Below are 22,014 nucleotides of genomic sequence, written 5' to 3'. Positions count from 1 at the left end.
ACCAGTAACTAACCTAAATTAAGCAGCTTGTTCCCCCTTTGTTCCAGAATCTCTTTATAAACCTTAATCGTAGATTGGGCAATAACATCCCAGTTATAAACCGAAGCAATCATGTGGCTGGCATTGTCGCACAGGGAATCGGCCAGATTATCATCGCTCAGTATCCTGATAATGGCCTGAGCCAGTTCATCCTCGTTAGCCGGGCGTACTTTTATGCCGGTAACCTCGCTTTCAACTATCTCGGCCAGTCCTCCCACATCCCCCACGATTACCGGCGTTCTGGTGGCCATGGCTTCCAGCGCCACAATGCCAAAAGGCTCATAAAGGCTTGGAAATACCGCCACCCGGGCTTTATTGTAAATGAAGTTGCGTTCTTCGTGGTAAATAAAGCCGGTAAATACCACCTTGTCTTCCAGGTTCAATTTATGGGTCAATCTCTTCAGTTCAGGCAGCATCGGACCCTTTCCCCCAATATACAGACGAGCCTGCGGTACCTCCGCCAGTACCCGAGGCAAGGTGTTAAGCAAAAACCAGATTCCTTTTTCCGGTACCAGTCGGCCCAGAAAAAAAATAATCCTATCCTGGGCAGATATATTAAATCTCGGACTATCAGGCATGAGTTCAAAAAGACCGGGGTCAACTCCATTGGGTATTATGGTGATATCTTTTCGGGGACGGCCAAACAGGGTGCTGATCTCATCCTGCATATACTGGCTGCAGCATATTACCCGGTCAGCCTCCAGAGCAAGATTCTTTTCAATCTCATTAATCTCCAGCTGCATACGATTATGCAGCCCCAGATTGCGCCCATGCTCAGTGGCGTGGATGGTAGTTACCAGAGGTATTTCAAATATCTTGGCAACTGCCCGGCCGGGGTAAGCTACCAGCCAATCGTGGGCATGGATAAGGTCAAAGCCGCCGATGCGGGTATTAATATTTACCGCCTCTCGAATGGCATCACTGTTAAACCGGAAGGTCCAGGATTTAAAGTTCTCTCCCTCCAGATAAGAGCTGCCTACCCGATGAATATGTACTCCGTTTTCTTCCTGGTAATCCGGGTGGCTCTGCACCCGGGGGGTAATAATATGCACCTCTATCCCCTGTTTCACCAAAAAACGGCTCAAATCGAAAACGTGCTGGCCCAATCCGCCCACCATATGAGGTGGATATTCCCAGCTGAATAGTAAAACCTTCACCCAATATTCCCTCATTCAATTACCAGTTATTAAATAATTTTACCAGATAATTTATTTTCTTTGTACGGTTTTTTGCTATAATGTTCTATAAGTACAATAAGTTCGTAATTTACTGTAAATTATTTCCATTATGGAGGTTAATGCATGAACAGCATTGCAAAAGCAAGTCCCCGCAGACAATCTGTAATCAAGGACTTATCACTCGCCCCTTATGGGCACAAAAAACTGGAATGGGTTCAACAATTCATGCCGGTTCTAAACATCCTGCGGCAAGAGTTTGAAGAAACTCAGCCTCTGGCCAACAAGACCATTGCCTGCTGTTTGCATCTGGAGGCCAAAACCGGTTATCTCCTGCAGACTTTGAAGGGCGCCGGAGCCGATGTAATAGCCTGTGCCAGCAATCCTCTGTCCACTCAGGACGACGTAGTCGCCGCCCTGGTTGATTCAGGTATTACCGTATATGCTATCCACGGTGAGAGCACTGAGGAATATGAACGCTTCCTGTCCATGATGTTGGACTGTCAGCCTGATGCCATAATTGATGACGGGGCCGATGTGGTCACCACTCTGCACAAGGACCGGCCTGAGCAGGCCAAAAAAATCATCGGCGGCTGTGAAGAGACTACTACCGGGATCGTGCGTCTCAAGTCCATGGATCAGGACCAGGCTCTGCAATTCCCCATGATGGCCGTAAATGATGCCTACATGAAACACCTGTTTGATAATCGCTATGGCACCGGTCAGTCTGTCTGGGACGGAATCAACCGTACCACCAACCTGGTGGCAGCGGGAAAAGACGTAGTAGTGGTTGGTTATGGCTGGTGCGGCAAGGGGGTTTCCATGCGTGCCCGGGGTCTGGGCGCCCGGGTCATTGTCACGGAGATCGACCCGATTAAGGCCAATGAAGCCATCATGGACGGATTTCGGGTAATGCCCATGGCCGAAGCCGCCCGCCGGGGTGATATTTTCGTTACCGTCACCGGTAATGTTAATGTTATTCGCAAAGAGCATATGGAAATAATGAAAGATAATGCGATTATGGCCAATGCCGGGCATTTCGATGTGGAAATCAGCAAAGGCGACTTATCTGCCCTGGCCGTTAGCAGCAGAGTGCTGAAGAACAATATCGAAGAATTTGTCATGGCTGATGGCCGTCGGCTGTATCTGCTGGCCGAAGGCCGGCTGGTAAACCTGGCCGCCGGCGACGGCCATCCGGCTGAAGTTATGGATCTGAGTTTCTCCCTGCAGGCCCTGTCTCTGCTCTACGTCATTCAAAACCGGGAATGCCTGGGCAATCACGTCTACAATGTACCGGCGGAAATCGACCAGCGGGTGGCCCGCCTGAAATTGCAGGCGGACGGAGTGCAGATAGACGAGCTGACCGGTGAACAGGAAGCCTACCTGGCCAGTTGGGATACCAATTTATAATATTTTTTAACCCGTATAGCTATACCGCCTTTTTCACAAAATACAAACAATAACGGTGAAAAGGCGGTTTTATTATGGGCAGCATTAGCAGAAAACATATTGTACTCTTCTTTGCAATATTGATTACGGTAATGGCGGGGGCATATATTGTAAATGTTGTTTCAGCTCCTGAAACTGCTCCATTAAAGCCGGTTCAAGAAGCCAGTCCTGCCGCTTATATTACGGTACGGGACAGTAAAGGGAATGTAATACTGGAAACGGGCATACCGGTTTATGAAAATGATGAATATATCAGTGACACCAATGTTCATTATGTAATTATCAGTGTTTCCGGCAATCAGGCCGTTGCCCGGGTAAAAGAAAAGCAATCGTCGTTAAAATCGGATGACTCCTCATATCCGCTGAACCCCTCGGCAGCCGCTGTCCCGGCTCAAGGGTTTTTGCGGGGCAATTTAAGACATATGGTAGTATACCATACCCATAGTGATGAAAGTTACGTACCCACCTCGGGTACCCCTTCCAAACCCGGAAACGGTGATATCTACGCAGTCGGTTCATCCTTTGCCGATGCGCTGGAAATGGGGGGAATAACTACTTATCACAGCTTTAACCAGCATGATCCCCATGATATTAATGCTTATCACCGTTCCCGGCGGACTGCTGTGCAACTCTTAAAACAAAGACCGGATGCCGCTTTTGACGTACACCGGGATTCAGCCCCCCGGGAATCCTACCTTACCTTGGTAAATGGTGTGTTAACCGGGCGGGTGATGATTGTTGTCGGGCGCTCCAACCCCAGTATGCAGGCCAACCTGGAATATGCCAAACGGATTAAAGCCAAGGCGGACGAATTGCACCCGGGCCTGATGAGAGGGATTTTCCTGGGTCAGGGTGACTATAATCAGGATCTGTATCCTACCGCATTGCTTTTTGAAGTGGGAACCGAAGGAATTACCCTGGATGAAGCCAATAAAGCAGTTCGCTGCCTGGCCGACTCAGTTATCCGGGTACCGTTGAAATAAGCTATATCTTACTTTTTACCTTAACCCCTTCCGCAATCTTAAATAAATCGTGAAGAAAATTTGCCCCCCGGGAAGCAATAATTCCGGTGAGGATAGACCCTGCAAACGGAATAAGCAGGGGCAGTCCTACCATCTTAAAAAAGTCTATTCCCGTTCCCATGGCAATAACTATTGTAATCAGAATGGATCCCAGCCGGTCAACATTTATTTTATCTTTTTCCCAAACCATTTTGAGCGTTTCCCAAATACTCTCCGCCAAGGCTGCCAGCAGCAGCAACTGCATATAATTCAGATTTACGTCCATACTCAATTATCCCCCCATCCCCCCAGTTTTCATGGATTACACTTCTGGGGTCACAATTCACAAAATTATTAATTCACTACCCCGACCTTGCAAAACCAGGTATTTTATGTGCCTTGCAGAATATCTGTATTAATATGTATTTACTTGAATCTTTAACATACTTATTGAAGGGAAAGCATTTTTATTATCATATTATGTGTGGGGATATCTAAATGGTTAAGCTGGAACAGAAGTGGCAGGTCTTAACAGTGATATGTATCGGAATCTTCATGTCGACCCTGGATGGAAGCATACTGAACATTGCCAACCCCACAATTGCCAATGATATGTCCGTTTCGATGCAAGAGGTGCAGTGGGTGGTAACTGCTTATATGCTGGTTATTACCGCAACTCTGCTTTTTTTTGGCAAACTGGGTGATCAGAAGGGAAGCAGCCAGATATATACTTACGGGTTTCTTATCTTTACCCTCGGTTCCTTGCTGTGCAGCCTTTCATCCACTCTGCAATTGCTGGTTAGCGCAAGGATATTCCAGGGCGTGGGCGCAAGCATGATGATGGCCACCGGCATAGGCATAGTATCCAATATCTTTCCCGCCCAGGAACGGGGAAAAGCCCTGGGCATCACCGGCAGCATAGTCGGTATCGGGAATCTTAGCGGCCCCAGTATCGGCGGGATACTGGTAGCGAAATTCTCCTGGCCGGCAATATTTCTTTTAAACATTCCCATAGGCCTGGCGGGCTTTGTCCTGGCCTCGAGTTTTTTACCCCATGATTACCGAAAAGAGGAACGGTTTAAATTTGACTTCTGGGGCAACCTGCTTTTCGCCCTGGCTGCCACCCTGTTATTGTTCGGCCTATCCCAGGAACAAGCGGTAAATTCTAATCTTTTTGTTTTGGGGCTCATATTTTTGCTGCTGTTTTACCTGGTAGAAAGAAAAAACCCTTGTCCCCTGCTTGATATCGGGCTTTTTAAGGTGAAGACATTTACCTACGGCAATATTATGTCTTTTGCTTCATATGCCACCCAGACTGCGGCTATCTTTTTAATGCCCTTTTATATGGAAAAAATTCTGCAGCTCTCCCCGGCTGCTTCCGGTTTAATGATGACCATTACCCCGGTATCCATGGCTATAACCGCACCTCTGGCCGGCAATCTCTCCGACCGGATGGGCGCTTCCCGCCTGACCTCTTTTGCTTTTCTGTTAATGAGCGGCGGGCACTTCATGCTGTCAACCATAAATGGGCATTATGATCTCCTCCGTATAGCCACGGGCCTGCTCCTGTTAGGAGTGGGTATGGGGAGCTTCGGTTCTCCCAACAGCAGTTCCATTCTAGGCTCCATCTCCAGAGATAAAGCAGGCTATGCCGGAGGGTTTATCTCCACGGTGAGAAACTTTGCCTTTGCCCTGGGCATAGCCGCTTCGGTAAGTATCTTTACCCTGCTTTTTAACCGTAACATGCAGGGTTTACCCTATATGACCGCGTATGTTTTTGCCAACGCCTGGTTATATCGTATTACCGCCGCCATCTGTCTGGGCGGATTGTTGCTTTCTGTCTTAAGCAAACAGCACCGTCAGCTAACCCGAAATTCTTAAGCTTAGTTTTGACCATTGCTTTATATTCTGTTATAATCATTTATGCGATATGCGCCCGTAGCTCAGTGGATAGAGCACCGGCCTCCGGAGCCGGGTGCGGAGGTTCGATTCCTCTCGGGCGTACCATGTAGAGAATTGGCACTTCTAACGATTATTGGAAGTGCTTTTTTGATGGTTTGACAAGTTGAGATTTAAAAAAGGCGCTGATTTCTCAACGTCTTTAGCCAAGTTCCCATTATGCTCATTACGGGCAACCCAACGTGCTCGCAGAATTGGAAGCTGTAGCTTACACTAAAGGAAACTCACTGTATTATAGAATGGCTGTGAATATAAAACTCTTCCTGACTTGGCTGGTGTTTTTTCTCCAGGCTTTCCAAACTCTCGTCAAAGCGCCCAGCTTCTTGTTCATCTATCTCAAATACTGGACTTTGATGGTAAACCCATTTTCTCCCGTCCAGTGCATCTGGTTTGAGTTCTTTTACCATCATTGCCGCCGGATATGTCCCATTCGCAAGACAGACATTGTACTTTTTGCAACTCTTGAAACCACGGCTTACATAATTACCCGGGTTTCCAAATATTACAATTACATCATAACCAAGCGCGGCCGCCTGCTCAAAGGAGTACTCCATTAGTTTTTTCCCATACCCCTTTCTCTGATATTCTGGCAAAATGCAAACCGGACCGAACGTAAGGATGTCTTTTTCTTCCCCAGACTCATCAATTAGTTTTGTTTTCGTATACATAATATTCCCGATGATTTGATTATCAACTTCAATCACCAAATCCAACTCCGGCAGAAAATCTTTGTGGGGCCGCATAACATGAACTAAATAGTGTTCAATGCACCCCGGAATATATAAATTCCAAAAAGCTTTCCTGGTGATTTCTTCTACTCTCTCATAATCTGTTTCTTCTTCATTTCTAATCTTAATCATTTTGTTCATTTATAAACCTCCGATAATTTACCTAAGATCAATTTTTTGAGCTTTTTATTATGGCTTCTGCTCAATAAATTCCAATTTATTTGTGAGTCCTCATTATATAAGTAATGGGAAAGTTTTTTAGCGAACATACCTGCTTGTAGAATTTCTGTGCATGAATTCATTATAAATATATCCTTGCTCTGGCGTTATTCCGATAAGCTCCGGACGCTCCTTATAATTCCACTGCATGATATTGGTTCTTGGCAAAAACAATGCTGTTGACGCTATCCTAAACCGTCCAAAAGCTGACGGAATTGCCTGACCAGGAATTGCTGAATATAATAACACATACAAACCAAATTGTCTTACCAGAACTGCGGTTCCCCGTCTACGCTCTGCACCTGGCAGACGCTTACAATATGATGAGCTCCGTCCGGATAGCGTTTGATGAAAACCAGCAGATCAACCACTTCGGCAATCATAGCGCGCAGATCTTCCGGCGCTACCATCTTGGCCTGGGCCATCGCCCCTAGTCCGGCAGTGGCATACCAGAGTGACCGTAAGACCTTGAAATACCTTGATCCGGAAATACTAGCCAGCGCATTTATGCACTGTGGGGAAAGGAAGGTAGATAAATCAGGCTGTATCAGCTTTGAGGGCATAAAATACGAAGTAGGTCTGACTTTTATCGGCTGCAAAGTCGATGTCATCTTCGATCCGGCAGATATTAGTGAACTTACCATCGAATATGAAGGACACCAGCCCTTTAAAGCCCGGCAACTGGTGATTGGATAACGGGCGGGTAAGAGACCGCCCTTACCCGAATTTCTGCAGAAAGAACCCACTGATTCATCAAGGCTGCTCCAAGCAGCAGCTATTAAGCACCAGGAGCGCAAAGACAACTATACCCCCGCCGTTTCCTATCGTTCAGTAAGCAAGGAGGGTGAAGGGCATGTTTGAAAGCTTCTATGGTCTCCAAAAGACGCTTTGTCTGCTCTATGGAGCTCAGAACAAGCGTAGCATTATTGATGATCATATGGTTAAGCTAGTTGTTCAGGGAGAATTGGGTTAGTTCTCCCTGCCCCTTAAGGGGCTGACCAAACGGTCAACACATCCGTCAATTTTTGGACAAATTACACCGCCTATTGCCGGACATTATGAGGTAGCAGTAATACTAACTCTCCGTTTTCAATCTCCTTTACTACTTTAATACGAACCTCGCGGCAATACTTAGCCATACAAAAAGTGCACCTCCAAACATTGAACTTTTTGTCCAACATTTGGGGTGCACTTCAAGGTGAGGCCCTATTTTACAAATCTGTTTCTACATCATTTTGGCGCATTCGTTAGCACATTGGTGACAAATATCAGCGCACTGCTGGCAGTGTTGATCTTTAAACATCATACATTCTGTAGCACAGGTATCGCAGATAGTCCTGCACATATTGCAAATAAATTTTGCATCTGGATGATCAATTGTCATTGCTTCAACTGCTAAATTGCAGACATCTGCGCACAATCTAAGGGTTTTGATACAGTTTGCCCGTGCATGGGCATCGGGTTCCTGCAAACAAGAATTGAAGCATTGGTTGCATATCTGTAAGCATTTGGCACATGCGTCGATACATGCCTGATACTTACTGACTGATGTTTGGATACTTGTCATGGTATCCTCCCTTTCTAAATAAAAATCAATAATATTTTGCTCAAAGGAAAAATAACTATTCATCAGCCTAAAAGTCATGATAAATCCTAAATTGAAAATAGACTACAGCTGAAATGAAGAACGATTTTAACAGATGATGTTTTTGTATGATTAACCATATTTAGTATTCCCGCAGTTCCCTTAAAAAGTGGTAGGCTTCTCTCACCACATGATCCGGCCATATAGGCAAGAACAATGCCTGAACCTTGCACTGCTGATACGCGTCTGCAATAGTATCTTTTAGTTTTACCAATGAATTGGTCGCTTTAATTTCATCTTGGATCAGTATCCTTAAGTTTTTATTTATGATTCCTTTGTCCTGGGCTTTATCAGCTCGTGCTTCCAGCTTATCAAACCGTGGAGCTAAAGCCATGGCCTTTGCTATGCTCTTTCATGATACGAAGGAAGAATAGGTTTAGGCCTAGCGACTCACTTACAAACTCGGCAGGGGTTAATTGGCTTGGCATCCCATCACCCTTTCATTTTTATTTAAAAATATGAAAAACAGATATAAAATGTTCTCTTTTTTGGAGTGAAGGAAGGGGTAGCTCACATAAAGGGTTGGAATTTGTCCAATAGCTTTTTGATTTTTTCATCGGCAATAAATTTTTAAAGGCCAGCCTCATTACCATATTGTGGCTTATGTCCCATGTATTACATATGATATATAGCCGGTGGTAACAATCATAAACAGAAGGGAGGATTTTCTTTGGATCACAGACAAATTTGCAATCCAAAACTGGCGCGGGCTTTTTTTGTAATTCAGAGATTAGGTGATATGTTCCCTCCGATGGAAGGACTGTGTAAAGGCACTATTTTCCCGGAATTGTATTGTCCTTATGAACCCAAACATCATCAACATGATTACGACCGAAGAGAAGGGAGGAATAGAAATTGCGTCCTGAAAGAAGACAGTTGTTAATTAAAATTATGGCAGAAGAATTTACCGCTATAGAGTTAAATCTTTACCTTGATACACACCCAGAAAGTAAAAAAGCCCTTCATCTTTATAATGAAACAGTCGAAAGGCTTGAGCATCTTAAGCATCGTTACGAAGATGAATTTGGTCCTTTAACCAACTTTGGTTATGCTCCCAGTGATTTTCCCTGGCAATGGGTAAATGAACCCTGGCCATGGGAAATTAATTTTGCCAAAGAGAAAGGAGCAAGGTAAATGTGGGTTTATGAGAAAAAGTTGGAGTTCCCAATTAAAGTTACCACGACAAATCCTAAACTAGCCAAGGTTATCATTACTCAGTACGGAGGGCCAGACGGCGAGCTGGCAGCCTCCTTGAGATATTTGACCCAACGTTATACTATGCCTACTGGAAGGTCCAAAGCTATTCTCAATGATATAGGCACGGAAGAGCTTGCCCATATGGAGATCGTAGCCTCCCTTGTTTACAATCTGGTTAAAGATGCCTCGATTCAAGAAATCAAAGCTGCAGGTATGGACGGTTATTATGCGGACCATGACAAAGCCCTTTATTTTGTGGATGCTACCGGGAATCCCTGGACGGCAACTTATATTCAATCCAAGGGGGATCCGGTGGCAGATCTTAATGAGGATCTGGCAGCAGAACAAAAAGCTCGGGCAACATATGAATATCTTATCCAATTATCTGACGATCCAGGGGTTACGGAAACTTTAAGATGGCTAAGGGAACGTGAAATTGTCCATTATCAAAGGTTTGGAGAAACCCTAGAGCATATTCTCGATCACTATAGTAAGAATCATTATTATTTCATGAAACAGGACTAGTATTTATTTTGCTCTTTTCATCCCCCTAAATTGGCTTAAGGACTTTGGTTTCAGGAATCTTGGCTTACTCACAGAATATGCTCATAAAGCCTATTGCCCCGGGACAAATGGTTGCTTTTTACGGAAAAGGAGCACGTGAAAGATGGCGTTGCTCCTTTCTCCTTATAACTTTTGAACCAGTGGGATGCTCTAAACCACTTCCTGCTGGATGGCAGGTTGGAGATAGATAATAATCGGGCGGAGCGTTCGATTAAGCCGTTTGTTATTGGCCGGGAAAACTTTCTGTTCTCTAACACCCCCAGGGGTGCTAAGGGCAGCGCAATCATATACAGCATTATCGAAACGGCTAAGGAGAATATTCTCAAGCCTTATAGCTTTGAGCAGGTCTATATCCCGCAGCACCCGATCCGATTTTGTTATCAAAGTAAACCCAAAGCCATATTGGTGCGCCAATAACAAGGCTTTCCTGAGATTGCAGATCTCGTTCTCGATCGGAGTATAAGGGTCTGTCATAGAGCCGGTGCCTAACATACATTTTGATCGCTTTCGCTTGAGGGCGTTTTCTAATAATTCAATGGCATTTGCTTTGACCTCAATATCTTCAAAATCATGTTCTTAACATCTGCTTCTTGAATCACAGTATATACACCCATGAGAACAGCCACGGTATAAATTCATTCCGTTATGAACTGATAAAATCCCTTTTGCTTTTACAAAGTGCATAGTGAGTACCTTACAAATGAAGCAGCTTCTTCAAATATGTTTCATTCAGTAAATGCGCGGTTTCAAAAGCGCCATTATAAAAAACCGCATAGTTGTTAAAAATACAGGGGACGTTTTTCGCTTTTTCAAGAGTATCGACCGCAACTAAGTTCAGAGGAATGTTGTTTTTATCACAATAATTTTGTACTTGCTCGATGCAGTTCGGAATATACGGACATTGCAGGCCATAGTAGATCGTCAGGGATTTATCGTCGATCTTCATTGCTTTTGCATTTTCGGAAAAATGGGGTTTCTGTCCATCAAAAGACAAAGCCAACAGCTCGTAATCGTTTCCGGCGGTATCTGCCACCTCAAAGCCGTACTTGAGCAGAAATTTTTTCTCAGACAAAAAAGGCTTTTTCTTTTTTGAGCTGAGTGCGCATACACCGGATTTTCTTTTTTCCTTTGCGTCATTGATACAATACTCGATAAGATCTCCTGCATGTCCTTTTCCTTTGAACGAGCCGGACACCCACAAGCAATAGATGTATATATAGTTTTCTCCGCAAACGGGAACCCACGATGATTCCAAAGGCGCATATTCAATGAACACCTTTCCTTTTTCATCAAGTTTACGAAAAACATGTCCTTCCGGTATTCGTTCTTTAAGCCATTGTTTTTTAACTGTCACGCCGTCCTGATGTTTTTTATCTGCGATCGCGCAGCACAGATGCTCTGTGTCTGCATTATCGATCGTCAAGTTCACATATTCTCTATCCATCTCTTTTTCTCCTTACATTATCTCTATCTTAATTACCATTATAGCCGCGCAACCCGGACAACATATGTCATGGTTTGTTTTTTTCATATATTTTTTTTGCCTTGTCAAACAGTATTCCTTTTAGATAGGCGGGTTCTATAACTTCAACCTGTGTTCCGAAAGATAAAAGATATCCGATGAGCCAATCGTCTTCCGGCATTTCCGCAGACGTTACCAGGTCACCATTCTCCTGTTCTGTAATCTCACTTGTTTCAAACTCGTCATAGACACGGTATGCCATTTATTTTGGAAAACGAAGCGAAATTGTATTATACGTTTTTGGTGAAGGTTCCTCTGCTTTTGGATATTCCATAGGCGGGAACTTCTCATCCAATAATTCGATTTTGACGATACGATTAAATTTGAAAATACGAAAGGCAGATGTCTTGACACAGTATGCTTTGAGATACCACGCCTTTGCCTTATACACTATTTTAAGCGGATAGACGACATTACCTTTTTTATGGAACTGATGAGGAACAGCGGTTTGATGAAGCAGAAAAAGAGATGAAGCGCAAACGTCGGGAAGTCAGAGAGGCGAAAAAATGGATTGCGGAACTTGACCGGATTTTCAAGCGGATTTACGAGGATGATGTAAGCGGCACGATCAGCGAGCGGTTTTTGAAGCTGCCCGCAGAGTATGAAGCGGAGCAGAGGGAACTGACAGAAAAGGTAAACGGGAAGCGTTTTCAGAAAGTGGATATTATGTTTAACTTTGTCGGAGAAATTCACTTCCCTACTGAACCGCAGAGCAAGCAAGAAGCAACTAGCGGGCAGGAAAAGGCGGCGTAGCCCTTGTAATGGGGCTACGCCGCCTTTTCAGAAATTTCTTCCTTGTGACCGAAAACCTAGCATATATACCGGGTTTTGTATGTTTATTGTGCAAAATTGCATAAGGTAATCAGGAGTTCTTAGTACTATTAAAATAACACAGGGGATTGGGATTTTTTACTTTTTAAACTCAAAGTATCTTAACGTGATCGTAATCCATATCTTTTTTGTCCACTGTCCTAAGAATTATTATCCTCTATATATGCCTGATAATGCTCATATGCAATCATTATGGCTTTACAAAAAGCGCGGATGCTATTAAGATGAGCACGGCCCTCGACTTCTTTGATTAAAGGCTCTATCCCCTGGGAGAGATCATATCCTTCCGCAATAGCAGACAAAAAATCGCTGGTGTGAGGAAGTACGGTAATAAAAGAAGCCTTAACAACTATATGTTTCTCCAAATCCACCTCTAGCATAGCTGTCGCTCTATCGAGGTGATCCCGCATAGGTATGCCTTTTGGCAGCACGGCATGCCCACTGAAAAGGTGTGTTTTTCCTTTCACTTTAAAGCCTCCCATGCAAATCATATTCCCACATAATAATACGGTTATCCTGCAAAATCTACGGTCTATAGGGATTTATATATGCAATATTGATACCAATAAAATTAATAATTTATAATCTCACCTTAACACATACCAGGCTGATTGCCAGCAACAACTCAAATATTATTCTGTTTCCAGGATATCAAAAAAACCCAAAAAGATTTTCCAATCAAAGTCTGGTTAAATATCTTGGAGGCAAAATACCATTTTTTGCAATCATTATGATAGTTATTTTTAAATATTGAGAAAAATTATGATGAGGTATATTTTAAGGTTTTCTGGACTCTAAACACGCATATCCTTGACAAAAAACAAAATCGATAACCAGATACCCTGTAAAGAGGATGCATAAAGAATTGCTTGAGATTTCGTTATAAGGAAAAACATGAAAGCCTGGAACAGCAGTCTTGTGGGTTTGTTACTTTTCAAATACTGCCGCCAGGCTTTCATTTTATAATGATCTAAGACATATTCATTTTTTTAATTACCGCCTTGCTGCAGTATATTAAAAAGCCTTTCGGCAGTACAGGGGAGTTCTTTGGCTCTGCATCCCACAGCATCAGCTATAGCATTTAAAATTGAAGCTGCTACAGGCACATTGGACGGCTCACCTACACCGTTGGCTCCAAAAGGACCTATAGGTTCCGGACATTCAACAATAATAGGGTCAATATCAGGCATGTCAAGGGCTGTTGGCAGTAAATACTCGTTGAAATTCGGATTTTTGATCATCCCTTTTTCCAAAAAGATTTCCTCGGACAGGCAAAAACCTAACCCAATACCAATGCCGCCTTCGATTTGTCCTTCTACATTCAATGGGTTGATTGCTTTTCCGGCATCCTGGGCAGCAGTTATTTTTAATACAGCTACTTGTCCGGTCTCAGTATCGACCTCAACCTCTGACACCATAGTACCGTAAGAGTAAACCGCATAGGGTACTCCCTGGCCGGTTTCATCATCCAAGGGGACAATGGGTGGATTAAAGCTCGCCCTTCCGATCACAACTTTGCCCGTTTTATAAAGCTTGGTGACAACTTCCCCGACTGTAGTTTTCCTTTCAGGGTAATTTTCAACATAAATATATCCTTTTTTGGCAGCGAGTCTTTCTGTGCCGGCCTCTAGAACTTTAGCAGCTTCTTTAAATAATTGCTCCTTGGCGTCCTGGGCCGCCAGGCGCACTGCGTTTCCCGAAATAAAGGTCTGCCGGCAGGCAGAAGTTACTCCTGCTTCAGGTGTTACCCCGGTGTCTGCAGAAGTGAATGCAACCATCTCAAAGGGGATCCCTAATTCCTGGGCAGCTATTTGCGTCATTACTGTGCTTGAACCCTGGCCTATATCGGCAACTCCGCAAAAAACGTTGGCGGAACCATCCTGCGCTACTTCTACATAAGCGCTGGAGGGGTTTGGTTTACCTGTATTACCCATACCGTAAAAAAAGCATGCAATACCTTTTCCACGCAATTTCATTTTATCACTTCCTTACTTTATCTATTAAATCCGCTTTTTTCCACAACATTTTCAAAGGTTTCCATAAAACCTACGCCATCAGTTAGTACCTGACCAGTCGGAATTACAGAGCCTTTTCTGTATCCGTTGATCCTGCGTATTTCCACGGCAGAGATTCCAAGTTTTTGAGCCAATTCGTCCATCAAAGCTTCATAGGCAATGGAGGCCTGGGGCGACCCAAAGGCCCGCATGGCTCCGGCAGTGGGATTATTCGTATAGACGCAATAGGCGTCGACTTTTATATTGTCTACTTCGTAAGGGCCGACGACAGAGGCTGCTGTTCTGGTCAAAACTCCCGGTCCATGAGAGCTGTAAGCTCCGGTATCGCCATAGATTTCCGCTTGGACGGCGGTGAGCTTTCCATCACTGCGTGCTCCGATCTTATAGTGCATATAATAGGGATGCCTCTTTGTGGAGGTAAGCATGGATTCTTCCCTGGAATAAGCCATTTTTACCGGTCTACCGGTCTTAAAAGCTGCCAGTGCAACAAGAACTTGCAGGGAAACGTCAATTTTCCCTCCAAATCCGCCGCCGGTAGTGGTTTGAATAACTCTTACCTTAGTTACGGGAAGTTTGAGGTTTACGGCAATTTCCCCGCGATGGTAATGTGCCCCCTGGGTTATCGTGTAAACCTTTAATATTCCGCCCTCGTATAAAGCGACCCCTGCTTCAGGCTCAATATAAGCGTGTTCGTTCATCCGGGTTTTAAAGCTATCCTCAACGATTACAGCGGCTTCACTAAACCCTTTTTCAATATCGCCCCGGTACATTTTTCTGTGTAAAAGGAGGTTTCCTCCTTCATGCACTTTAGGGGCATCTTCTTTCATTGCGTCTTCCACTGAGAAAACCCCTGGCAGCGGTTCATAATCCACATTAATCAGACTTAAAGCTTCTTCAGCGATCTCGGCGCTTTCTGCCACAACCAGAGCCACAGCATCACCATAGTGACGAACTTTATCGCCTGCCAATACGGGGGTGTCTTTTATATGGGGCATAATACCGACTATGTTGGGGCCGGGAACGTCCTTGCTGGTATACACACCCACAACTCCAGGATGAGCCAGTGCTTTTTCAGTGTCAACGTTTTTGATAAGAGCATGAGGATGAGCGCTGAGGAGCGGTTTTGCATAAGCCATATGGGGGAAATAAATATCATTGGCAAACTTGGATTCACCAGTCACTTTGGGAATACCGTCAACTCTTGTTACGGGTGAACCAATGACATCCTCACCTGTTGTTACCGGCCACTTTACCTCCTGTTCTCCTCTTAATTCTGCTGCAGCGGCCATGATGGCATCAACAATTTTCTTATACCCGGTACATCTGCAGAGATTTCCTGAAATAGAAACTCGAATATCCTGCTCTGTTGGATTGAGGTTTTTATCCAATAATGCCTTGGCGCTCATCAGCATGCCCGGTGTGCAGAATCCACACTGAACTGCACCGTAAGCTAAAAATGCTTTCTGCAACGGATGGAGATTTTGAGCAGTTCCTAATCCTTCCACAGTGATGATATTTTTCCCATGAGCTTTAAAGGCCGGCATCATACAAGACGCCACCGGTTCACCTTCCAACAGGATCGTGCAGGCTCCGCATTCACCGTTATTGCACCCTATCTTGGTTCCTGTTAAGCCTATCTTCTCCCTGATTAATTCAGCCAGTTTTATATCGGGCTCAACTAATAATTCATATGGTTTACCATTAACATTTAAGTTTATTGTTTTTTTAACCATCGATTTTACCTCCTAAGTCGCTGACAGCCTCAGCAATAGCGCGTGCCAAAAACACCTTGGCCATCTCTGTTTTGTAAGAAGCGCTTCCCTGAAAACTATCCCGGGGTTTTATCTCCTTAATGATTGTCTCCTGAGCTGTTTTAACGGTTTTTTCTGTTAGAGGCTGGCCTTTAAGTATATTTTCGGTTTCCAGAGCCCTTAAAGGTTTATAATCCATCGGTCCTAATGCAATACGTACATCTTCAATAATATTTTTACTGCTGTTTGTTTTCAGCCAAACGCCTAAATTAAGTATCGGCAGCGCCAGAGCTTTCCTCTTTGCGTGACGCATAAAAGCAGTAGCTTCATTTTCACCCGGAGTTTCAAAAACAAATTCCGTGATGATTTCTTTGGTGGGGTCCACAAAAGATTTACCGACTCCCGTGTATAATTCGGAAAGCGGCTTTTCCTCTTCATGTTTCGATCCTTTGATCCGGGCCTGCGCGTTTAACGCAGTCAGGGCGACAGCAGTATCTGCCGCAGAATGGGCGTTCACGATATTCCCGCCTATGGTGCCAAGGTTTCTGATCTGGGGTGAACCTACACTGCCCGCAGCCAGAGCAAGTACCTTGGCTTTCTTTTTCAATAATGCTGATTCGGCCAACTGCGAATGGGTAGTGAGAGCGCCGATTTTAATTGATTTTCCTTCTTCTCTGATGTACTTAAGCTCCTTGATATTGCCAATATCAATAATTCCCTCGGTTTTAACAATACCTTTCCTCACCATCATCATCAGGTCGGTTCCGCCTGCCATTATGCGGGCATTTCCATTGCTGTCCTTTAGATGCTTGAGGACATCCTCAACTGTTTCAGGTAAATAATAATTTTCCCAATACAATATCTGTCCCTCCTTATAAATAAATAGTCTATCGGAATTATCCGATTTAAGTGAGACAGCGCTTGGCTTGACCCACCTTAATTGCTTTACTCCTACTGCTGTAGGAAAATTCTTATTCAAGATAGCAGAACTAGAAATTCTCCTCTTGTCTTTAAAATAATTTCCACTTGTTTAATGTCATTCCAGCCTATAGGTACTTCTATTATTCCGGGAGGCTATACAAAATAAAAACCCCAGCAACCTTACCTTTCCAAAGAAAGATAACTGGTGCTGGGGTTTTTCCATTTCCATAAAGAGTGTAAGCCCTTTACCATGTAAAAATACAGCATACCTTATATATAATATCATTGGCTATTTATACTATAGCTTTGAAAGGCCTATGTGTCAAGGGTATTTAGCAGCTAGCCCTGCTTGTTTTTTTCCTTAAGGGCGGCCAGTACTTTTTCAGGTGTCATAGGCAACTCTTTTAATCTTATCCCCACAGCATTGTAAATGGCATTGGCTATAGCAGGTGCTGTGGGTGTAAGGGCAGGCTCGGCAAGGCCTTTGGCTCCATATGGGCCATTGGGGTCCTCAGTTTCAACAAAAGTAATGTCAATATCAGGCATATCTGTTGCTTTGGCAATACGGTATTGGCGGAAATTACTTTCCGTGCTGCCGTTTTCCAATTTCAAATCCTCAAATAAAGCATAGCCAATTCCCTGAGCTATAGCTCCTTGAATCTGTCCTTCTGCCAACAAAGGATTTATAACCTTGCCCAAGTCATGGGCTGCCGATAAATAAATTACTTTTACCTCCCCCGTTTCCTTATTAACCTCTATCTCTGCCACCTGGGCAACAAAAGGATAAGCGCAGGATATATTGCCGTGTTTGGTTTGAGGATGAACTACGGTGACATCCTGGGGTATAAAAATTCCTGTCACCTGTATCGTTCCGCCGCCCCGGTCATATGATGCCATTTGGGATATCTCTTTGAATGATATTTTGAGATCGGACTTGCCCCTGGCCGTTATAAGTCCGTCTTCGATCTCAATTTCTTCTTGGGGTACATTTAGCTTTTCTGCAGCATACTTAAAGATAACTTCCTTTGCTTTTATACTCGCATCTCTCACTGCATTGCCGGCCAAGGTGGTGACCCTGTCACCAAAGGTGCCCAGGCCGTGGGGTGAAACTGCAGTATCTACATTGGTAACGGTTATTGTATCGGGTTTAATTCCCAGCTCATCTGCTGCCATCTGAGCTAATACTGTCTTGGAACCCTGACCGATATCCGGCTCTCCCACCTGAATGATAACCCGGCCTTCTTCATCAATGCGCAAAAAAGCTGCTGCCCCGTCAAAAAAAGGCAGGAAAGTACGATTACCGGATACATGCAGACAACACGCCAGGCCTATACCCCGGACAACATCTCCTGTCTTTTCTTCTTGCCTCTTTTGCTGCCAGCCTGCTTTGGCGGTGGCTTTCTCGATGCATTCACTTAAGCCGCAGCTGCCTATCTTCCATCCGTACGGGGTAACGTCTCCTGTTTGGGTAGCATTTTTCAGCCTCAATTCAGCCGGATCCATGTTTAATTTATCAGCCAGAATGTCTAATAACGATTCAAAAGCAAAGTGACTTTGAGGATTGCCAAACCCGCGAAAAGCATTAGTAGCCGGTTTATTGGTATAGACTAAATCAGAAGTGGTTTTAATATTTTTTATTCGATAAAGGTTGTCATGCCTGGTGATTGCGCTTACCATGATGCCGATTCCATAGTTGGTATAAGCGCCGTTATCTCCAATAAACTTGCTCTCTTTAGCTAAAAGTATGCCATCTTTTGTAGCTCCTATCTTCATGCGGATTTTCATAGGCATGCGGGGGAAGGTGGCCATAAACTCTTCTTCCCGGGTATTCACTATTTTAACCGGTTTCCCGGAATATTTGGAGAGCAAGGCGGCAATGGGGTGAATTTTACATTCCTGTTTGGCGCCAAAACCACCTCCCACATTACATTGAATTATTCTTACGTGTTCCGGCTTTATACCAAGAGCACGGGCATAAGAGTATCTTAACGATTGCGGGACCTGCACCGGCGCCCAAATTGTTACTTGCCCAGTATATTCCCATGTAGCAACTACGGACTGAGGTTCCAGGTAAGCTTGATGAACCATGCCGGAATAAAACTCGTCTTCCACAATTACATCAGATTGTGCAAAGGCCTTTTCAACATCGCCTATTTCATATTCGATGTGATCGGCAATGTTTGATGGTAAGTGGTCGTGCATCTTAGGAGCACCGGGCTGCATTGCTTCCTCTGGGGAAAACAGCGCGGGAAGCTCCCTGTATTCGACCTCGATTAACTTTATGGCCTCAAGTGCGGTCTCCTCGTCTACAGCAGCCACAGCTGCTACCTCATCACCGATATAGTGCACTTTGTCTTTTACCATGACACGGTCGTCGTCGATTCTCTGCCCTCTTGCTGTAAATAAAGGAAGATCCAATTCCGGGCCGGCAATAACCGCAGCTACTCCCGGTAAGCGGCGTGCCTTGCTGGTATCAATTTTTGCAATACGGCCATGGGGGATAGGACTGCGCAAGACCTTTCCATAAAGAGCTCCAGGAAGAGTAAAATCAGCGCCAAAACACATTGTTCCCGTAACCTTTTCTACTGCGTTTAACATGGGTATACCTTGTCCAACATATTTTTTTGCCATTATTGCTCACTCCTTTCTGCTGTACGCAGTAATTTTGCAGCCGATTGAATGGCTTCAACAATTTTGACATAGCCTGTGCAGCGGCATAAGTTACCGGATATGGCCTTTTTAATTTCCGGCTCGGTTGGGTCAGGATTACGATCTAAAAGAGCTTTAGCGGTTAAAATCATTCCCGGAGTACAATATCCGCATTGGACAGCCCCTGCTTCGATAAAAGCTTGTTGGATTGGATGGAGCCCGTCAGGGCCAGCTAACCCTTCAATGGTCAATACATCTTTTCCATCAGCCTTTATAATCGGTAAAGCACAAGATTTAACCAGTTTTCCATCCACTAAAACGTTGCATGATCCGCAGTGGCCTTTGTTGCAGGCAATCTTTGTTCCGATCAGGTTTAAATCTTTTCTCAAAAAGTCAGCCAAGCTGCTTTTTTCATTTACAAGCAATGAATATTCGGTTCCATTAACTGTTATTTGAATATTTTTCAAAACAAATCACCTCATTTTCCCTTTTAATTCCAGCTTGCTTTTCATCAAAGTATATCTGCAGCAGGCTTACCACAACCGATTAGGCAGCCACAGTGATATTTCCGGGGCAAAAGCTATAACAAACAAGAAAATGACCCCTATTACTATAAATGGGATACATGATAAGGCAACACTTGCAAAGTCTTCCTTATATGTTGCCATACCAACAAATAGATTTAACCCAAAGGGAGGTGTATACATGCCGATAGCGCCACCGGCTACCATGATAATGCCTAAATGAATCAAGTCCAAACCGATCATATTGGCAATGGGGGCAAAGAGTGGCGCCAGAAGTAACACGAAGGGAGTTGGGTCGATAAACATACCGAAAATAATCAGGATTATAATCATTATTATTAATACCATAGTGGGAGAACCAAGAAATGGCTCCAATATATTGGTGAATAGTAATTGTGCCTGGGCAAGACTCAGCATCCAGGAAAGTACAGCAGCGCTGGCACATAATATCATAACTTGTCCTGTAAGCAACGCGGAGCTTATACATGTTTGGTAAAGCGTCTTCAGGTTTAACTCTTTATAAACAACCAAGCCAACCATTATAGCGTATGTTGCTGCAACACTTGCCGACTCGGTAGGCGTAAAAACACCAGCATAAATCCCTCCGAGAATAATGACTGGCACCCCTAAAGCCCACGATGCATCCTTAAATGCATCCCATATCTGTCTGCCGGTAATTTCAGAAGTGATGCGAATTTTGTATTTATACGAGTACCAAACCGAATACAAAATAAATCCGATCGCCAATACGATTCCGGGCCCGACACCAGCCATAAACAGCTGACCTACTGAGGTGCCGGTTGATGATGCGTAAACTATCATGGTTATGCTTGGGGGTATCAATAGAGCCAGAGATGAGGCGGATGTGACCAATCCCATGGAAAACTTCTTACTATAATTATTTCCAACTAACATAGGATAAGTGATCCCCCCCACGGCGACCACCGTTGCCGGTGACGATCCTGAGAGAGCGCCAAAAAACAAACAGGATAAAACCGTTCCGACCGCTGTTCCGCCATAAAAACGCCCTACCAAAGCATCTGCCAGAACCAGTATTCTTCGTGCCATACCTCCTTTACCCATCAAAGTGGCAGCAAAAATAAACAAAGGTATAGCCATTAGGGCAAATTTATCAATCCCGCCAAACATTCTCTGGGCAAAAACAAGAGGCTCAACTCCATTAATAGCTAGAGTAATCAGAGCTGGTAGTGCCAATGCAATATATATCGGTGCACCTAATGCTAAAAGAAGAAGGAGTAGAATTATCAATAACATCATATGATTAACCTCCAATATAAAGAGATTTTTACAATTCTTCCGTGTTTAGAGGTATATCTTTTGGCTCACCCAGTATAATAAACTCTAAATATTCTAATGCCATGAATACCCCGCTTAAAGGTAATACTGAATAAGGGATATACATGGGAACCATCATTGCCGGACTAACCTGGCCGGTTGACCAGGCCATCACCGTTAATTTAAAACCTAACCAAACTATTATGAGTGAGAATACCAGGCCTATTGAGTTAGTTATCCTTTTCACGATGTCTTGCATGGAACCATTAAGTTGTAATACCAAAGCATCCATGGAAATTTGCATACCTTTACGCAAACAATTTACCCCAGCTAAAAAAGTAATCCAGATGATTATATAATTGGTACACTCTTCTGCCCACTTAAGCGAGTAGCCAAACACATACCTTCCAATAACGTTTGCAGTAAGGAGCAGCGTAATAAACAACAAAAGACTTGCAACTATTGGGAGTATTGCTTTTTCTGCCGTACGATTAATCTTTGAAAGAGTAAACATAAGAACCTCCCATAA

25 protein-coding genes, 1 tRNA gene and 1 pseudogene are annotated in these 22,014 nt (G+C 44.0%); 10 read left to right on the top strand and 17 right to left on the bottom strand.

Annotated features, from left to right (window positions below; translation table 11 throughout):
* Positions 1-8: 8 nt before the first annotated feature.
* Positions 9-1,196, bottom strand: a complete 1,188-nt coding sequence (locus ACU70B_RS06810) for a glycosyltransferase family 4 protein (protein ID WP_447185595.1) — start codon at positions 1,194-1,196, stop codon at positions 9-11.
* Between the two features lie 144 nt (positions 1,197-1,340).
* Here ACU70B_RS06810 and ACU70B_RS06805 point away from each other — a divergent pair, with 144 nt between their 5' ends.
* Entirely contained in the window at positions 1,341-2,624 is a 1,284-nt protein-coding gene (locus ACU70B_RS06805) for an adenosylhomocysteinase (protein WP_447185594.1), read from the top strand.
* A gap of 74 nt (positions 2,625-2,698) precedes the next feature.
* Positions 2,699-3,646, top strand: a complete 948-nt coding sequence (gene spoIIP / locus ACU70B_RS06800; RefSeq protein ID WP_447185593.1) for a stage II sporulation protein P — start codon at positions 2,699-2,701, stop codon at positions 3,644-3,646.
* 1 nt (position 3,647) lies between these two features.
* Here spoIIP and ACU70B_RS06795 read toward each other — a convergent pair whose 3' ends face one another.
* Positions 3,648-3,950: a hypothetical protein gene (locus ACU70B_RS06795; protein ID WP_447185592.1), complete on the bottom strand. Its 303-nt coding sequence runs from the start codon at positions 3,948-3,950 to the stop codon at positions 3,648-3,650.
* Positions 3,951-4,162: 212 nt separating this feature from the next.
* Here ACU70B_RS06795 and ACU70B_RS06790 point away from each other — a divergent pair, with 212 nt between their 5' ends.
* Together ACU70B_RS06790 and ACU70B_RS06785 are read left to right on the top strand one after the other, a co-directional pair.
* Positions 4,163-5,545 (top strand): MFS transporter, encoded by a 1,383-nt coding sequence (locus ACU70B_RS06790; RefSeq protein WP_447185591.1) that lies wholly within the window; start codon positions 4,163-4,165, stop codon positions 5,543-5,545.
* A 51-nt stretch (positions 5,546-5,596) separates the two neighbouring features.
* Positions 5,597-5,671, top strand: a tRNA-Arg gene (locus ACU70B_RS06785).
* A 176-nt stretch (positions 5,672-5,847) separates the two neighbouring features.
* Here ACU70B_RS06785 and ACU70B_RS06780 read toward each other — a convergent pair.
* Both ACU70B_RS06780 and ACU70B_RS06775 read right to left on the bottom strand, forming a co-directional pair.
* Positions 5,848-6,492, bottom strand: a complete 645-nt coding sequence (locus ACU70B_RS06780) for a GNAT family N-acetyltransferase (protein ID WP_447185590.1) — start codon at positions 6,490-6,492, stop codon at positions 5,848-5,850.
* Between the two features lie 344 nt (positions 6,493-6,836).
* Positions 6,837-6,995, bottom strand: coding sequence for a hypothetical protein (locus tag ACU70B_RS06775; RefSeq protein ID WP_447185589.1), 159 nt, complete (start codon positions 6,993-6,995; stop codon positions 6,837-6,839).
* On the opposite strand from ACU70B_RS06775, the gene ACU70B_RS06770 reads away from it, so the two are divergent.
* Positions 6,982-7,266 (top strand): Mu transposase C-terminal domain-containing protein, encoded by a 285-nt coding sequence (locus ACU70B_RS06770; RefSeq protein WP_447185588.1) that lies wholly within the window; start codon positions 6,982-6,984, stop codon positions 7,264-7,266. The two genes, ACU70B_RS06775 and ACU70B_RS06770, sit on opposite strands and share 14 nt — an antisense overlap.
* 529 nt (positions 7,267-7,795) lie before the next feature.
* Here ACU70B_RS06770 and ACU70B_RS15065 read toward each other — a convergent pair.
* Both ACU70B_RS15065 and ACU70B_RS06765 read right to left on the bottom strand, forming a co-directional pair.
* Positions 7,796-8,137 (bottom strand): four-helix bundle copper-binding protein, encoded by a 342-nt coding sequence (locus ACU70B_RS15065; RefSeq protein ID WP_514393153.1) that lies wholly within the window; start codon positions 8,135-8,137, stop codon positions 7,796-7,798.
* 160 nt (positions 8,138-8,297) lie between these two features.
* A complete protein-coding gene (locus tag ACU70B_RS06765) occupies positions 8,298-8,549 on the bottom strand; it encodes a DUF2935 domain-containing protein (RefSeq protein ID WP_447185587.1) in 252 nt (83 codons plus the stop codon).
* A gap of 336 nt (positions 8,550-8,885) precedes the next feature.
* Here ACU70B_RS06765 and ACU70B_RS06760 point away from each other — a divergent pair, with 336 nt between their 5' ends.
* From ACU70B_RS06760 to ACU70B_RS06745, 4 genes and pseudogenes are all read left to right on the top strand, one after another.
* Positions 8,886-9,098 carry a spore coat associated protein CotJA gene (locus ACU70B_RS06760; protein WP_447185586.1) on the top strand — a complete coding sequence of 71 codons (213 nt, stop codon included), beginning with the start codon at positions 8,886-8,888 and terminating at the stop codon, positions 9,096-9,098.
* A complete protein-coding gene (locus tag ACU70B_RS06755) occupies positions 9,071-9,349 on the top strand; it encodes a spore coat protein CotJB (protein ID WP_447185585.1) in 279 nt (92 codons plus the stop codon). Before ACU70B_RS06760 ends, ACU70B_RS06755 begins: the two co-directional genes overlap by 28 nt.
* On the top strand, positions 9,350-9,937 hold the full coding sequence (locus ACU70B_RS06750; RefSeq protein WP_447185584.1) for a manganese catalase family protein: 588 nt from the start codon (positions 9,350-9,352) through the stop codon (positions 9,935-9,937).
* Between the two features lie 171 nt (positions 9,938-10,108).
* Positions 10,109-10,393 (top strand): annotated as a pseudogene (locus ACU70B_RS06745) (IS66 family transposase); the annotation flags it as partial.
* 277 nt (positions 10,394-10,670) lie between these two features.
* Here the strand turns inward: ACU70B_RS06745 and ACU70B_RS06740 are convergent.
* The 3 genes from ACU70B_RS06740 to ACU70B_RS06730 all read right to left on the bottom strand — a co-directional run bounded on the left by ACU70B_RS06740 (position 10,671) and on the right by ACU70B_RS06730 (position 11,889).
* Complete coding sequence (locus tag ACU70B_RS06740; protein WP_447185583.1) at positions 10,671-11,420, bottom strand: N-acetyltransferase; 750 nt, start codon at positions 11,418-11,420, stop codon at positions 10,671-10,673.
* A 67-nt stretch (positions 11,421-11,487) separates the two neighbouring features.
* The gene (locus ACU70B_RS06735) at positions 11,488-11,700 is read right to left on the bottom strand and encodes a WCX domain-containing protein (RefSeq protein WP_447185582.1); all 213 of its coding nucleotides are present in this window, start codon (positions 11,698-11,700) and stop codon (positions 11,488-11,490) included.
* Positions 11,701-11,889 carry a WYL domain-containing protein gene (locus tag ACU70B_RS06730; RefSeq protein ID WP_447185581.1) on the bottom strand — a complete coding sequence of 63 codons (189 nt, stop codon included), beginning with the start codon at positions 11,887-11,889 and terminating at the stop codon, positions 11,701-11,703.
* A 77-nt stretch (positions 11,890-11,966) separates the two neighbouring features.
* On the opposite strand from ACU70B_RS06730, the gene ACU70B_RS06725 reads away from it, so the two are divergent.
* A complete protein-coding gene (locus ACU70B_RS06725; protein ID WP_447185580.1) occupies positions 11,967-12,251 on the top strand; it encodes a hypothetical protein in 285 nt (94 codons plus the stop codon).
* Positions 12,252-12,469: 218 nt separating this feature from the next.
* Here the strand turns inward: ACU70B_RS06725 and ACU70B_RS06720 are convergent, their stop codons facing one another.
* The 8 genes from ACU70B_RS06720 to ACU70B_RS06685 all read right to left on the bottom strand — a co-directional run bounded on the left by ACU70B_RS06720 (position 12,470) and on the right by ACU70B_RS06685 (position 21,999).
* The gene (locus ACU70B_RS06720) at positions 12,470-12,796 is read right to left on the bottom strand and encodes a DUF3870 domain-containing protein (RefSeq protein WP_447185579.1); all 327 of its coding nucleotides are present in this window, start codon (positions 12,794-12,796) and stop codon (positions 12,470-12,472) included.
* A gap of 522 nt (positions 12,797-13,318) precedes the next feature.
* Positions 13,319-14,305 carry a xanthine dehydrogenase family protein molybdopterin-binding subunit gene (locus ACU70B_RS06715; protein WP_447185578.1) on the bottom strand — a complete coding sequence of 329 codons (987 nt, stop codon included), beginning with the start codon at positions 14,303-14,305 and terminating at the stop codon, positions 13,319-13,321.
* A 17-nt stretch (positions 14,306-14,322) separates the two neighbouring features.
* The gene (locus ACU70B_RS06710; RefSeq protein WP_447185577.1) at positions 14,323-16,077 is read right to left on the bottom strand and encodes a molybdopterin cofactor-binding domain-containing protein; all 1,755 of its coding nucleotides are present in this window, start codon (positions 16,075-16,077) and stop codon (positions 14,323-14,325) included.
* Complete coding sequence (locus ACU70B_RS06705; protein ID WP_447185576.1) at positions 16,070-16,954, bottom strand: FAD binding domain-containing protein; 885 nt, start codon at positions 16,952-16,954, stop codon at positions 16,070-16,072. The genes ACU70B_RS06710 and ACU70B_RS06705 overlap by 8 nt, the downstream gene beginning before the upstream one ends.
* 401 nt (positions 16,955-17,355) lie before the next feature.
* Positions 17,356-19,647 (bottom strand): xanthine dehydrogenase family protein molybdopterin-binding subunit, encoded by a 2,292-nt coding sequence (locus tag ACU70B_RS06700; RefSeq protein WP_447185575.1) that lies wholly within the window; start codon positions 19,645-19,647, stop codon positions 17,356-17,358.
* Positions 19,647-20,132 carry a (2Fe-2S)-binding protein gene (locus ACU70B_RS06695; protein ID WP_447185574.1) on the bottom strand — a complete coding sequence of 162 codons (486 nt, stop codon included), beginning with the start codon at positions 20,130-20,132 and terminating at the stop codon, positions 19,647-19,649. The genes ACU70B_RS06700 and ACU70B_RS06695 overlap by 1 nt, the downstream gene beginning before the upstream one ends.
* A gap of 66 nt (positions 20,133-20,198) precedes the next feature.
* Positions 20,199-21,467 (bottom strand): TRAP transporter large permease, encoded by a 1,269-nt coding sequence (locus ACU70B_RS06690; RefSeq protein ID WP_447185573.1) that lies wholly within the window; start codon positions 21,465-21,467, stop codon positions 20,199-20,201.
* Positions 21,468-21,495: 28 nt separating this feature from the next.
* Positions 21,496-21,999, bottom strand: a complete 504-nt coding sequence (locus ACU70B_RS06685; protein ID WP_447185572.1) for a TRAP transporter small permease — start codon at positions 21,997-21,999, stop codon at positions 21,496-21,498.
* Positions 22,000-22,014 lie beyond the last annotated feature (15 nt).

This window comes from Syntrophomonas curvata, from assembly GCF_052976825.1.
This window is presented reverse-complemented; position numbering and strand designations above follow the sequence as displayed.

What these genes read in the sequence shown, in the direction of transcription:
- ACU70B_RS06805 (WP_447185594.1), top strand. Translation starts at nt 1,341, where the DNA reads ATGAACAGCATTGCAAAAGCAAGTCCCCGCAGACAATCTGTAATCAAG.
- spoIIP (WP_447185593.1), top strand. Translation starts at nt 2,699, where the DNA reads ATGGGCAGCATTAGCAGAAAACATATTGTACTCTTCTTTGCAATATTG.
- ACU70B_RS06795 (WP_447185592.1), bottom strand. Translation starts at nt 3,950, where the DNA reads ATGGACGTAAATCTGAATTATATGCAGTTGCTGCTGCTGGCAGCCTTG.
- ACU70B_RS06790 (WP_447185591.1), top strand. Translation starts at nt 4,163, where the DNA reads ATGGTTAAGCTGGAACAGAAGTGGCAGGTCTTAACAGTGATATGTATC.
- ACU70B_RS06780 (WP_447185590.1), bottom strand. Translation starts at nt 6,492, where the DNA reads ATGAACAAAATGATTAAGATTAGAAATGAAGAAGAAACAGATTATGAG.
- ACU70B_RS06775 (WP_447185589.1), bottom strand. Translation starts at nt 6,995, where the DNA reads ATGGCCCAGGCCAAGATGGTAGCGCCGGAAGATCTGCGCGCTATGATT.
- ACU70B_RS15065 (WP_514393153.1), bottom strand. Translation starts at nt 8,137, where the DNA reads ATGACAAGTATCCAAACATCAGTCAGTAAGTATCAGGCATGTATCGAC.
- ACU70B_RS06765 (WP_447185587.1), bottom strand. Translation starts at nt 8,549, where the DNA reads ATGGCTTTAGCTCCACGGTTTGATAAGCTGGAAGCACGAGCTGATAAA.
- ACU70B_RS06750 (WP_447185584.1), top strand. Translation starts at nt 9,350, where the DNA reads ATGTGGGTTTATGAGAAAAAGTTGGAGTTCCCAATTAAAGTTACCACG.
- ACU70B_RS06740 (WP_447185583.1), bottom strand. Translation starts at nt 11,420, where the DNA reads ATGGATAGAGAATATGTGAACTTGACGATCGATAATGCAGACACAGAG.
- ACU70B_RS06735 (WP_447185582.1), bottom strand. Translation starts at nt 11,700, where the DNA reads ATGGCATACCGTGTCTATGACGAGTTTGAAACAAGTGAGATTACAGAA.
- ACU70B_RS06725 (WP_447185580.1), top strand. Translation starts at nt 11,967, where the DNA reads ATGAAGCGCAAACGTCGGGAAGTCAGAGAGGCGAAAAAATGGATTGCG.
- ACU70B_RS06715 (WP_447185578.1), bottom strand. Translation starts at nt 14,305, where the DNA reads ATGAAATTGCGTGGAAAAGGTATTGCATGCTTTTTTTACGGTATGGGT.
- ACU70B_RS06710 (WP_447185577.1), bottom strand. Translation starts at nt 16,077, where the DNA reads ATGGTTAAAAAAACAATAAACTTAAATGTTAATGGTAAACCATATGAA.
- ACU70B_RS06700 (WP_447185575.1), bottom strand. Translation starts at nt 19,647, where the DNA reads ATGGCAAAAAAATATGTTGGACAAGGTATACCCATGTTAAACGCAGTA.
- ACU70B_RS06690 (WP_447185573.1), bottom strand. Translation starts at nt 21,467, where the DNA reads ATGATGTTATTGATAATTCTACTCCTTCTTCTTTTAGCATTAGGTGCA.
- ACU70B_RS06685 (WP_447185572.1), bottom strand. Translation starts at nt 21,999, where the DNA reads ATGTTTACTCTTTCAAAGATTAATCGTACGGCAGAAAAAGCAATACTC.